This window comes from Mesorhizobium sp. M7A.F.Ca.CA.003.01.2.1 (assembly GCF_003998945.1).
Classification (GTDB): Bacteria; Pseudomonadota; Alphaproteobacteria; order Rhizobiales; family Rhizobiaceae; genus Mesorhizobium; species Mesorhizobium ciceri.
The window spans coordinates 1-12,916 of the sequence record NZ_RZRA01000040.1; the positions used below are offsets into that span (position 1 = coordinate 1).

The 12,916-nt window shown below is 57.2% G+C and carries 10 protein-coding genes and 3 pseudogenes; 10 read left to right on the forward strand and 3 right to left on the reverse strand.

The genetic code is table 11. The features are described from left to right. The 9 genes and pseudogenes from EN969_RS03555 to EN969_RS03595 all read left to right on the forward strand — a co-directional run. Positions 1-729: aminotransferase class III-fold pyridoxal phosphate-dependent enzyme (locus EN969_RS03555; RefSeq protein WP_127418990.1), on the forward strand; the 729-nt coding region annotated here is incomplete at its 5' end. 225 nt (positions 730-954) lie between these two features. Beyond that, positions 955-2,415, forward strand: coding sequence for an aldehyde dehydrogenase family protein (locus tag EN969_RS03560; protein WP_063169351.1), 1,461 nt, complete (start codon positions 955-957; stop codon positions 2,413-2,415). Between the two features lie 328 nt (positions 2,416-2,743). After that, positions 2,744-3,112 (forward strand): GNAT family N-acetyltransferase, encoded by a 369-nt coding sequence (locus EN969_RS03565; protein ID WP_063169352.1) that lies wholly within the window; start codon positions 2,744-2,746, stop codon positions 3,110-3,112. After that, complete coding sequence (locus EN969_RS35815; protein WP_224571101.1) at positions 3,090-3,557, forward strand: transporter substrate-binding domain-containing protein; 468 nt, start codon at positions 3,090-3,092, stop codon at positions 3,555-3,557. The genes EN969_RS03565 and EN969_RS35815 overlap by 23 nt, the downstream gene beginning before the upstream one ends. A 756-nt stretch (positions 3,558-4,313) precedes the next feature. Further along, positions 4,314-5,507, forward strand: a pseudogene (locus EN969_RS03575) (IS256 family transposase). 986 nt (positions 5,508-6,493) lie between these two features. After that, the gene (panD, locus tag EN969_RS03580; protein WP_063169354.1) at positions 6,494-6,937 is read left to right on the forward strand and encodes an aspartate 1-decarboxylase; all 444 of its coding nucleotides are present in this window, start codon (positions 6,494-6,496) and stop codon (positions 6,935-6,937) included. 313 nt (positions 6,938-7,250) lie between these two features. Beyond that, complete coding sequence (locus tag EN969_RS03585; protein WP_082826583.1) at positions 7,251-8,519, forward strand: acetyl-CoA carboxylase biotin carboxylase subunit family protein; 1,269 nt, start codon at positions 7,251-7,253, stop codon at positions 8,517-8,519. A gap of 81 nt (positions 8,520-8,600) precedes the next feature. Next, positions 8,601-9,770 (forward strand): Xaa-Pro peptidase family protein, encoded by a 1,170-nt coding sequence (locus EN969_RS03590; RefSeq protein ID WP_063169356.1) that lies wholly within the window; start codon positions 8,601-8,603, stop codon positions 9,768-9,770. A gap of 117 nt (positions 9,771-9,887) precedes the next feature. Continuing rightward, a pseudogene (locus EN969_RS03595) lies at positions 9,888-10,118 on the forward strand (IS3 family transposase); the annotation flags it as partial. A gap of 142 nt (positions 10,119-10,260) precedes the next feature. On the opposite strand, the gene EN969_RS03600 reads toward EN969_RS03595, so the two are convergent. Beyond that, entirely contained in the window at positions 10,261-10,701 is a 441-nt protein-coding gene (locus EN969_RS03600) for a GNAT family N-acetyltransferase (RefSeq protein WP_158515807.1), read from the reverse strand. 476 nt (positions 10,702-11,177) lie between these two features. Further along, positions 11,178-12,107: a 2-oxoglutarate and iron-dependent oxygenase domain-containing protein gene (locus EN969_RS03605; protein WP_063170383.1), complete on the reverse strand. Its 930-nt coding sequence runs from the start codon at positions 12,105-12,107 to the stop codon at positions 11,178-11,180. A gap of 456 nt (positions 12,108-12,563) precedes the next feature. Between EN969_RS03605 and EN969_RS35820 the strand changes: the two are divergent. Continuing rightward, positions 12,564-12,707, forward strand: a pseudogene (locus tag EN969_RS35820) (transposase); the annotation flags it as partial. 81 nt (positions 12,708-12,788) lie between these two features. Here the strand turns inward: EN969_RS35820 and EN969_RS03610 are convergent. Further along, the coding region (locus tag EN969_RS03610; RefSeq protein ID WP_144289770.1) for a GMC oxidoreductase at positions 12,789-12,916 on the reverse strand (128 nt) is incomplete at its 5' end.

A 12,916-nucleotide genomic window follows, 5' to 3' on the forward strand; every position in this document is an offset into this window, starting at 1 on the left:
CTTCTCAATGACCCCAACAGTGGCCTCGACAAACCTGCCGCGGTGATCCTGGAAGGGATCCAAGGTGAAGGCGGCATCAATGCTGCGAGCGTTACTTGGCTGCAACGGCTGCGCGAGCTAACGTCGCGGCACGGAATCTTGATGATCCTCGATGACATCCAGGCCGGGGTCGGTCGCGCGGGCAGTTTCTTCAGTTTCGAAGCGGCTGCAATTGTGCCGGACATCGTTACCCTGTCCAAATCTTTGTCGGCGATCGGAACCCCAATGGCCCTTATTCTCATCAAGCCTGAACTTGATGTCTGGGCCCCGGGCGCACACACCGGGACCTTCAGAGGCAACAACTATGCTTTCGTCACTGCTCGTGCGGCCCTCGAAGCTTACTGGTCCGACTCCAAGTTCGAGGATGAGATCGCTCGCAAGTCTGCGATCTTGGTCCAAGAACTCAACGCGATTACCGAGGAATTCCCCACCCTCGGCCTGAGCGTGCGAGGCCGCGGTCTGATGTACGGACTCGTTTCACCGAAGCACCACTCCTTGCCAGGTCTGGTCTCCCAGGAGGCTTTTCGTCGGGGCTTGGTGATCGAGATCGCCGGCTCATACGGTGAGGTGCTTAAGTTCATGACTGCCCTCACCATCGCCGAGGCTGACCTTCGGCGTGGTCTGTCCATCATTCGCGACAGCATTGGCGCAGTAGCGACTACCCTCGACGGTGGAGGCGCGGCTCGCTAGCCGACAAAGCACCGGGCCACTAGCAGGTCCAAAATCGGGCCGCTCGCAGTCACGGAACGGGAAGGCCGTTCCGTGGCATGTGGCAGTGGGCGAACTCGGAGCGGCTGAACGGCAGACTAGGGCTTTCACTGCCGGACCGATACCACGGTTGCCGTTCTTCCTGCGGCGCCGACCACTGTCGCTGCGCCAATTCGAAGAAAATCGAGCGATAAGAAAGAGGACTGGATGGCCAGCAACGACGTAGTCAAAAATTATATCGATGGCGAGTGGCGGGATTCTGTGTCCGGCACACGCATCGAGGTCGATGACCCGGCGAGCGCCGAAACGATTGCTGTCGTAGCTGAAGCAGGACCCCAAGACATCGAGCTTGCCGTTACTGCTGCTCACCGCGTTTTTCGCGACCGCGTGCTGATAGACATGCATCCGTATGATCGCGGTCGCATGTTGTTTCGCGTTGCCGACGCCCTTGAAGCGCGTTTCGACGAGATCGCAGCCATTAACTGCGCGGAGACGGGGAAGGCATTGGAACTTGCCGATGGCGAGGTTCAGACCGCCATCAGATACCTGCGATACTATGGTGGCTTGGCCGACAAACTTGAAGGGCGCTCGATCCCGCGCGGGGCCAACCTGGTCAACTACACAGTCAGAAGTCCCTTCGGCGTGTCCGCCCAGATCGTTCCGTGGAATGGTCCACTTGAACTGACGGCCCGCTCGCTGGCCTGCGCCATCGCAACCGGCAACTCAGTCGTGGTGAAGTCGCCGGAACTAGCTCCCCTTTCCGGAGTTGAACTTGCGCGTGCCTGTGAGACAGCGGGGCTGCCTGCCGGAGCGGTCAACGTGCTCACTGGATACGGCCAAACGGCAGGCCAGGCGCTGATCGAACATCCCGACGTTCGCCACATCGTCTTCACGGGCTCGATTACTACTGGGCGGACGGTGCTCAAGACGGCAGCGGATCGGATCGTGCCCTGCATAATGGAACTGGGCGGAAAGTCGGCTGCAGTTGTGTATTCCGATGCCGACCTCGACTGCGTTGTGGAAGCGGTACGCGTCGGGACCTTTCTGAATGCAGGCCAGAATTGCAACAACCTTACACGTCTTATTGTGGAACGTTCTATTGCAGACAAACTGGTGGAAAGAGTGAGGGTCTGCGTCGAAGGACTGTCGGTCGGTCCAGGACGCGAAAACTGCGACATCACCCCGTTGATCTCCCGAAACCAACGACAAGGAGTTGAGCGGGCCTGCCAGACGGCCCTCTCGCAGGGCGCGCGACTCGTAACCGGCGGGACTGCGCTTTCGGAGCGGAGCGGTTACTTTATGGCGGCCACGGTGTTTGCCGATGTCGCGCGAGACAGCAATCTCTTCCAGCAAGAAGTATTCGGTCCTGTTCTTGCCGTTACCACGTTCGATAATCCGGGAATGGCCGTCAATCTCGCGAACGACACCGTTCACGGTCTGGCAGCGGGCGTGTTCACGCGGGATATTGACCGGGCCCTCTGGACCGCCGACCGCCTTTGGGCCGGTCAAGTGTACGTGAATGGGTGGTATGTGGGCGGGGTGGAAACACCGTTCGGTGGGATAAACCAGTCCGGCTACGGCAGGGAGAAGGGTCAGGAAGCGCTGGACGGCTACGTTCAGACGAGAAACGTTGGTATCCGCCTCTCGCAGCCACCATCTGGAAATTGAACGCTTGCTGATCCCTACCGACGGCGCGGCTGTCGGGCGATGCAGGATTCAATGACCTCGACCAAATCGAAATAAGCCCGGCGAGAGAATCCGTATCGGAGGTCATCGAGAACAACTCTAATCATAGGATTTTTGGCTGCGGACGGGCTTTACCCACCACGGACATGTAGGAGCGCATTGCCTAGCCCGCTGCGTGGGTCGCATGGGTCAGGAGAGGATCACAGTGCTTCAGAGACAATTGAGATTCGCAGAGCTGCCGCCGAAGATTTCGACAAGTTGGCAATGTTGAACCGCGAGTTGATCGAGGCCGAGAAGCATCGAAACCCCGATGACGGTTTCAGAACTCAAGGAGCGGTTTATTCAGTTGGTGAATCGCGAAATTTGGATGGTCGACCTCTTCAGCCAGAACGGCGAGATTGTGGGCCTCGCCACTCATCGTTTGGAGCCAGACAATGCGGAGCCGAGTGGGCAACGCGTCTTTTTGAGGCAATTCTACGTCAGCTGCCAACACCGACGTTCGGAGATTGGCTGCAGGACCCTTGAGCTGCTTATTCGGTCTCGTTTCCACAACAAATCAAGGATTTTCCTCGACGTGCTGGAGACCAATCCTGGCCGCAAGACCTTCTGGTCTCACACCGGTTTTGTCGCCTACAGCACGCTCATGGAGCGTCTCGTTGAAAAAGCGGACACCAAATAACCTGCGGTGCTGGGAATTAATTTGGGGATCGGATTGTCTGGCATTTGCGTGCGTCGCGCAAAAACACGAGAATAGAATCGAGCCGGTCGTAACCGAATGGGGCTCACTTGTCCCCGGCCTGCAGGCTAGCCGCTTCGACTTCATCACGGCCGGCATGTGGATCAAGCCGGAGCGCTGCCGCAACGTGCTGTTCAGCGAACCGATCGCTACGGAGAGAGGCGCACTGCTGGTGCCTAAGGGCAACCCGGAAGGGCTGCATTCTTATGAGGATGTGCGTGACAAGGGACTCACCTTCGTCAGTGATACAGGCTACACCGCGGTCCAGGACGCGAAAAAGTCAGGCATCGCCGACGACAAAATCATGCAGGTCGCCGGACCGCCGGCGGACAGGCTGTCGCGCCGCCGCCGGTGCCCTCGACTACTTTACAGCGACTGGACTTGTTAAGAAGGACCACAGCCTTGAGCTGGCCGATTCGTTCATCGCGCCAGCCAACTATCCTGCTATCGCCTTCGAGCTCAACGAGCAGGCTGCGGTCGACGCGTTCAATGCCGTATGCAGGACTATGTTGGCTCTGGCGAAATGATGGCAGTATTCGGCAAATACGGCTACGGCAAAGACAACCTGCGGACGGCAGCAAGACCGCTGACCTCTGCAGAGGCTGAAGGCAATGTGCCTTAACACGTCCCCGGTCATGGCGGGGACGTGTTCAGTGGGCAAGCGTCTGTGAGGCGATTTCAGGTCCACCGTGGCGGTGCTCACAAGACGCGCCTCATTGCCTGAAACAAACACATCTACACTTCATCGGGTGCGCACATGTGAGCGTCGCGGCCCACAATACGACGGCCAATATGCGGGCTGGCTCACCTGCCACATCAGGCAACTGCGCAAGCAAATCCCCTGACGTGTGCCGGAACGAGAAGCAGGAGAATACTGTGGAAATCAGAGTTGTACGCCCGGGCGACCTTTCTCAATTGCGCAAGATTTGTGACGAACACATCGACTTGGAAGGGGTGACAATAGCGGACCAGGACCTGAGTCCTTATTGGAACTCGGCGTTTTTTGGAACACCTGCCCAGTTGTTCGGTTGGGTTTGTGATGAAGGAGGGTGTGTGCTGACAGTTCTGCAAATTCGCTGAGAGAGGGCGGTCATGGCAGGCTGGTGATTGTTCACGTCACCGATTCCCGCGAAGGAACGCCACCATGACCAAGATTGAAAGTAAGACCGGCAGCGCTGCCATCAAAGACATTCTGCTTTCGGACCCGGACGGACTTCACGAAGTGATCCGTGCGGTGATGCAGGAGGTACTCGAGGCCGAGATGGACGAGGCGCTGGGGGCTTCGAAGAGCGAGCGCACACCTGAGCGGCTCGGCTACCGCTCGGGTTATTACGGCCGCACCCTTGTCACGCGGGTCGGCAAGCTTGAGCTGCGGGTTCCGCAGGACCGGGCCGGCCGCTTCTCGACCGAGCTTCTCGAGCGTTACCAGCGTTCGGAGCGGGCCTTGGTGGCGACGCTTGCGGAGATGTATGTGCAGGGCGTGTCGACCCGCAAGGTCAAGGCGATCACGGAAGAGCTGTGCGGCCATGCGTTCTCGGCCTCGTCGATCTCGGCCATCAACAAGCGGCTGGACGAGAGCCTCGCTGCCTTTGCCAGGCGCCCCCTTCAAGAGCCGTTTCCTTACCTCATCCTCGATGCGCGCTAAGAGAAGGTGCGTGAGGCCGGCGTCGTCATGAGCCAGGCGGTGCTGATCGCTGTCGGCATCGACTGGGACGGCCGGCGCCAGATCCTGGCCGTCGAGATGGCCAATCGCGAAAGCCGCTCGGCCTGGAGGGATTTCCTCGTCGCGCTGAAGGCGCGCAGCCCCAAGGGCGTCGAGCTGGTTGTCTCCGCCAATCATGCCGGCCTGGTCGCGGCGATCGGCGAGGTGATCCCCGAAGCCGCCTGGCAGCGCTGCTACGTCCACTTCCTCAGGAACGCGCTCGATCACCTGCCGAGAAAGCACGGCGCCGACTGCCTGCAGGACTTGCGCTGGCTCTAATGACCGGCGCGATCTCGCCGAGGCCAAGGCCGATCTCGCCGCATGGCTGTCCAAATGGTCGGGCCGCTATCCGCGACTGACGAGTTGGGTGGAGGAGACCATCGAGCGCACGCTGACCTTCTTTTGCCTGCCGCGCCAGCATCACAAGCATCTCAAGAGCACCAACATGCTTGAACGGCACAATGAGGAAATCCGCCGGCGCACCAATGTCATGCGCATCTTCCCCAATGAAAGCTGCCTGCGCCTCGTCAGGGCGCTGGCTGCGAGACCAACGAGAACTGGATGGAGGCCAACCGCTACATCAACATGGACGATCTGCGCGAGCACAAGAAGCTCGCTCTACGCCAAGCCGCATGACCAGCATCGTGGCCGCCCCATTTTGCAGAACTTGACGCACACAACCTGAAGGAGGTAAGCGTCATGACAACTCTTAGAGGATACATGACCGCGTCGATCCGGCTTTTCCTTGTTGGTCAGGGGCGATCCTCGGGTACGCCTCCGGCGAGGGCCGCCTTGCGCGATCATGGCACGGTAGCGAGGCTGGGCTCTTAAGGTCGTCCTTAGGAGCGTAAGCCCCGCGACCATCCCATCGCTGAAAACAAACCCTTGATCAGCGGGCGCCCGACGGACCGCCTCTGTCGTCGTGGCGCTCCCATGAAGAACCTGGCCCATAGTGCATCCTTTGATTCGGAAGATAAGGATGCCCCATCAAAACCTGAGATCAAACATTTAGGCAGGCCTCGACTGGGACAAGTAAAACGGCCGCATTCGAGGCATGAGGCTGCACGCGTCTAAGATCCGAACAGCCAATACCCGAGCGTCCTCGACATCCCCGCCGCCAGAAGTCAACGATGCCCAGATCGGCCGCACGACCACCAGCAGAAGGGCGCCACCTCAACCCGTCCTACACTCAACATTTTGTCGCGTCCGCGACGTGCCTTCTTGATCCGATCCGTGGTCTGCTCACCTAAATAGCTGAAAGAGATCACGCATTTCTGTTTCCGGCCTGATTAGCCAGTTTGGCACGAGGTTTGCAACTTTGTGTGCGATCCAGTTGAACGGGCCGATTGGCACAGTCACCTGAAATCACAACTAATTAAAGGAACGGAACATGTCGGAACTGTATCGGATGGCATTACCAATGGGGGACAGCCGGCCGGCAATGCCTCCGCCCACCACAACCAGCCTTCGCCTGACTGTCTCGTGCTGGCCACGCCAGAGTAATCAATTTTGTCCTAAGAACCACAATACGACAAATCGCAGAACGTCCATCCATCCATCCTGAAACCAAGACACAGCAATCGCTTGTCGACGCAGTGTCCCACCGCCGAGAGGAAATGTAGATGAGAAAATTTGTTGCCGCCAAGCTTCATGGAATAACTGTGACCGACGCGAATTTGAACTACCGGGGCTCAATAACTTTGGATCCAGATCACTGCGACGAAGCCGGCATCCTTCCAATGGAATTCGTTGAAATCTGGAATAAATCATCGGGCGCTCGAATCAGCACTTACGTGATTTATGGAGAGCGGGGTTCTCGTTGCTGCGTGCTGAACGGAGCCGCTGCTCGCACCTGTCAGGTCGGGGACGAAATAATCGTTTGCTCCTCCGCATACATCGAGGAGCATCAGATGGTGGAGATCAAGCCGCGAGTGCTGACTTTCCACCGGGATAATTCTATCTGCGACCACATGTTCTACGAGGGTGCAATAGACGACGATGGAAGGATAACGTTCTCGATTCGCGAGGGCTCTCCCGGCGATAACGCGCTAAAACTCACTCCCTAGTAGGGCCTTTCGGTGACAGCTCGTGGCGCCGGGTCCCGGTCAAGGGCGTACTCGTCCCCAGTACTCTGGTACGCGATACAGTGCATTATCCCACTCGGCCACTATTCGGTCAGTTGCCATCAAGCCCAATCGGTTCTGCCCAGATCTGGGAAGACGATTTTGCTGCGCCAAAGGCAACTTCAGCTTCAGCCAGCGGCTGCGGGTAGAGGCGACCAATTTCACGGAATGTTTGGCCTTGGATCGTTGTCTTTAAGTCTGAGGTCCACGATGGCAAAACGACCTATCGACAAAAACGCAGAGTGGAGAACAGCCAATGTCAAGGAAAGCTCTCATCCTGGTTGAAGGCCATGCAAGAGGTAATGGAATACGATACATCCACGCGGCCCGGCGTCTTGGCTTTCATCCAATTACACTATCAGTTGATCCAACACAGTACGAGTATCTTGCGGCGGAAAGAAGCGAGGCAATCCGTGTCGATACAACCAATCTTGATACCTTGATTCGCGAATGTTCCAGGCTGCGTGAGACCAATGACATCGCTGGTATCACGGGCTTCTCGGGCATCGACGAGTCGGTCTATGCAACCGTTGGCAAACTATGTCGGCATTTCGACTTACCGGGACCCAACCCCGAATTGATTGAACGATGCTGTGACAAATTCTCTCAGCGCCAGCTACTTGCGGAAGCCGGAGTTCCGATACCCGCTTATCGCATGGCGCTGAATGTGGCAGAAGTAGAAAGCGCTGTCGCGGAGATCGGCTTTCCCGTAATTGTTAAGCCGGCAATCGGCAGCGGTAGCATCGGTGTCCGATTGTGCCGCAACGCCGATGAGTTAGCTGACCACACGACCTATCTGTTGGGTGGGAAGCACATCTGGCCGTCTTCGCCGAGGATATTGGTTGAGGAATTCGCGCGCGGCCCTTTTTATAGCGTGGAGATAATGGGCAATGAGGTTATTGGGATTGTCGCCGTTGATTTCGGCCCCCCACCGCATTTCGTCTTCCGTGAAACGACCTTCCCGGCCCCGCTTGCGGAAGACGATCATGACCGTATCGTTGATGTTTCGCTGAGGTGCTTGCAAGCTCTTGGCCTTAATTGGGGGCCAACGAACATCGAGCTCCGGTTGACTAATCATGGCCCGGTTGTAATCGAAGTGAATCCGCGTCTTGCTGGTGCGCTTGAGCCTGAACTGGTCCAACTGGCGAGCGGTGTCGATCTGGTCACCGAGCACATCAAGCTTGTCGTCGGCGAGGAATGGGATTTGCGCAGAAGGCATTTGCAGACCGCAGCCGCGCGGTTCCTAGTTGCTGATTGCGACGGCACCCTCGATTGGATCGATGGCGGCAGTCAGGCGATCGCGGTACCAGGTGTCGCTGAAATCAAATTGTATGTTGAACCCAACGCGCCGATCTTCAGGAAAGGCGATTTTCGAGACTGGATAGGACATGTCGTCGCCGTTTCACCCAGCCTTGCTCAGACCGAAGCGATACTCCAACGAGCTGTCGACTTAATCGCTTGGTCTATCACACCGCCGTCGGGCGAACAGGAGCGATCTGCAGCCCCACGACTCCCCCCCAACTGAGAGGTGATCCGTCGCCAGCATAAGAACTCTTACCCGCAATAGCTCGCCTTGTTGTCAAAAGCATAGCTGGAGTTCAAACTTATGAATATATCCAAGGGACCCCAGGCATTCCCTAGAAGTGAATACCTTCGCCGGCTCGGCTCGGTGAAGTTCGAAATGGGTCGGTGCGATATCGACGCGCTCGTCGTTTCCGACCAACATAACATTACCTATCTCACGGGGTACACCGCGCTATCAGCCTATGTTCCTCAGGCCGTTGTGGTTTCGATACGAGAAGAGGAACCGACGTTCATTCTGCGCCGCTGTGATGCGCCGGCAGCCATTCATCAATGTTTTATGGAGCGCGACAAAATCGTCGCATACCCCGAAGCGTATATTGGAAATCCTGACAAGGATGGCTATGACGCGGTAGTCGATTACTTGGAGGACGTCGGCCTCGCGAGTCGAGGCATAGGAATCGAGCTATGCTGCCTTCCATCGCAATCGGCGAAAAAGTTTAGGATGCGCCTGCCTGGTGCCACGATCGTCGATGCTACTAAGGCGGTCACTTGGAAAAGGCTCATCAAGTCAGATCTCGAGATAGCTGTAATGCGGGAGGCGGCGGCAATCTCAGACGCCGCGATTCGACGCGCTGCTGAGGTAATACGCCCCGGGGTGCGTGAAGCAGACGCGTGCGCGGAAATTGTGGCAACGTTGGTGCGCGGCGCAAACGGTAAGCCAGGAAGCGGGATCGAGGGAATAAGTTTGTGTTCATCACCGCGAACGGGAACGTGCCACATTCCGTGGAGCGAGGACGTTTTTCGCTATGGATCGCAGGTGAATCTCGAAATCGGCGGTGCGCGATATGGTTACTGTGCTGGGCTTATGCGCACTTACACGATCGGCTCACCCTCCGATCGTCTACGTCGCGTGCATGAGATCCAAGTCGCCGGCCTTGAGGTCGCTCTTGATGCGATACGGCCAGGAGCGACTTGCAGCGATGTTGCCAACGCCTTCAATCGCAGCATCGAGAAGCGGGGCCTCAAAAAGGAGACGCGTTGCGGCTATGCACACGGCATTGGTTGGTTGGAGCCGACCGCAAGCCTTAAGGATGGCGATATGACAGAGTTGCTACCAAACATGACCTTTCACCTGATGTTAGGTAATTGGATCGAGGAGGATTTTGGATACGTCATCAGCGAAACGTTCCGTGTCACAGACTCCGGCGTCGAGGTACTGACCACTGCTCCCCGGAAGATTTTTGAGATCTAAATTAGAATATGGCTTGTCATAACGACAGCGCGGACGTCCGGAATAGATCTTGCCGGTCGACGAGATGTCGCCTACCTTGTTGAAGTGCGGACGGCGAGCGGCGGTCGGCATGCGGGGCCGATCCGTGTCGAGGCGAAGCCGAACGCACGCTGGTCGCTGTACGACCAGTTCTCCTGCGGCCGATCAACTCGTCGACGACGTGACGCGCGAATGCCTTACGCGATTCCGGACACAGATCTCTGGTCGCCGCGTTGCTCGCGAACTGACGACCTGATCGCCCAGCGCGGCAAGCCCGGCATGATCGTCGCAGACCACCGCACGGAGTTTACCTCGAACACGGTCCTTGCCTGATCAATGGATCATCGCGCCGAAAATACATTCCGCTGCAAGCCCATGTGCGCAACATAAATGGCTGCACCTCTAGTCTACTCGCCACTGTTTAAAAGACTGGGGCAGGTCAATGCGCTTTCGTTACGACCTCAGAGCAAGTCTACAGGTCATAGTAGTAGGTAAGGTATGGACTCAATTTACCGATCTTGTCATAGAGCGCCCGCGCATGATAATTTGATCTGTCCGTATTCCAATAGATTCTCAGCCAGCCTTGGTCGCGACCGTAGGAGGCCAGATTCGTGAGCATGGCTTGGCCAATCCCCTGGCGCCGCGAAGACTCGTCGACATAGAGATCTGCGAGAAAACAGACCGGACGATCGCTAAGAGTATACGGGTGAATGACAAAGGTAGCAAAACCTATGGTAACGCCAGTTGCTGAGACCGCGATCAGCGCGTTAATCGGTTCGTCTGGGCGCTCGATGCGCCGCCAGATCCTATCTGTCGCCTGTTCTGATGAATTGAGACCTTGGTCGGCGCAATATGCGTACCAAAGGGACCGCCATGCATCGCGGTCGGCAGTGCCTGCGAGACGAATCTCCATGAGGGGCGGGCTCCGGCTGAGAATGGGCTCCAGGGCGCGAGGTGTTCGGCCTGAAAGGTTGACGGCTTGCGATAACTGCCACCGGCCCGCAAGACGTGCAGCACGCGACCGCCGGGTGTTATAAGATCTTTCCGCCTGTGACGGCGTCGTGGTCGCGCTGGAACTGGTTCCCGGGAGCTCGGTTCGCGATACGTCAAGCGCGAGTTGGGCGAGCGTTATCATGGGATCAAGTTCCCTCAGGTTTTCCCGCAGCACGTTTGCGACAGCGGTGCAGATCTAGTGCGATCTTTCCCTGCGACCACACGATGCAAACAATCTGACACCATAGGTGCATTCATCCCGAAGCGGGCTTCCGACCGCCGCGCTACACGCGCGACGGCGGGACAATCTAGCGGATGCGAGAGTTCTTCCAGCTTACCACGGAGATCTGCACCGCGTCGGCGCCATAATTGCGCATGCTTTAGAAAAGCAGACAATCATTGCAGTTCGCGCGCGCGTCCGGCGCCATTCCCAGTCACCCATATTGACTCAACGTTGCGCAGCATCATTTCTACAACACTAACTTGCTGCCCTTGTCGCGAAGTCAGGCGAGCGTCGATCTCGGGATAAATAAAGAAGGGCAGCGAAATTCGATCAGTCGGACCACTATGCACGACCTGGTGGGGCGTACTCTTGAAGCGGCCGTCGCTCAAGACCTGAAGGAGGTCGCCCAGATTGACTACGAGACTATCGGGCAGGCTCGGCACCGGCATCCATCGACCGCGGAACCACACCTGCAAGGAACGCAGGGGGAGTTCCTCTTGCAGCAGCAGCGTGAAGAAGCCATGATCCGTGTGCTTTGCGCAAGTGCCGCCGCGAGCTGGATACCGTATCACGCGTTGCCCAAGCGTCGGCGTGCTGAAATGGCGTTGGAACCATGCCTCTTCCATACCTATCAGGTCCGCCAGCGCATCCCCGATCTGGGGGACAATCCCGGCGAGCACGGTAGCCTGCAAAGCAAGCAGGTTTCTTGCGAAGCCAGGAGCCAAGGCTTCATCCGGAAGGCGCGTGCGGCCGGAGAACGGACGCCGGTCGCCTTCGTTCTCAATTCCGAGGTCGAATACCTCCTTTGGATCGAAGCCGGCCTCAGGATGTAGCATTTCGCCGTGTAAAGGACTGTATCCACGGGCGGCAGTGGGGTACACGTCCTGAAAGGCGTGCCCGTAGCGTTCCTTAACCGACTGTGGCAATGCGAAGAATCGCCGGGAAGCCTCAATGGCTTGCGCGATCTGTTCCCCGGGGATGCCGTGCTCGACAAGGTAGAAGAACCCGTATTCCTGGCATGCCATTTGCAGGCGCTGGCGCTCGTCACGTCGCGTTGCATCGTCTCTCAATTTCGAAAGTGAAATTTTCGGCAGCGTGGTCATAGTCAATCCCCTTTTTGGGCGCTTAAGTTGATTAGTGTTTGCCGCGGCTCTCAAAGTCGACAGTTCCTTGGATGTGGGCAACGCGCCGTCTCTTCCAATAATAACGAAAGTCGACATGATGTCCCATTCTAAGGCTAAGCCGATGGCTGGGCGGTGATTCCGTCTTAGCAATTGATCTCTAGCGCTTCCTGGTGAAGATAACAACGATTTGTATGTTAATATAGTTGTATATATTGTTACATCCGTCGCGGTTAGTTTAACATTATCACGGCCAAGATACTAAGAGCGATTTACAATTCTGAATTGCTTTATGACTTCCAGGCTCAATCCAGACCAGCGCCGACCTCCGGGTTTCATGGCAGGATCGGCCATCTCGAAGAGCTCTATGACGCGAGGTATCGCCAGCTACCTGAGCTCGTCCATCACACACGCCGTCCCGGACGATGGCCGAATGGCAGAAACCGACCGCTCGAAATTTTCCTATCCCATAGTCTTTTTCGACGCTATCCGGGTCGAGCGGTCAAGCTCAGGGACGAAGACTTCGTTCGCAAAAAAGCCATCTACATCGGGTTCGGCGTTCTGCCTGGCGGCACCAAGGAGCACATGAGCTGAGGAAGCGCTTGTCGACGTTATCCGCCGTCTCGACGAGACGACTAGCCGAGCAGCAAAGCAGGCAGCGATTTAGCTCCGTCTGCCGTCTCTCAAGGTTGTGTCGGCCAATTTCTCAGCCACCATAATCGTCGGAATGTTTGTGTTCGCCCGAGGGCAAAATGGCATGACGGAAGCGTCGGCGATCCTCAAACCCAAAA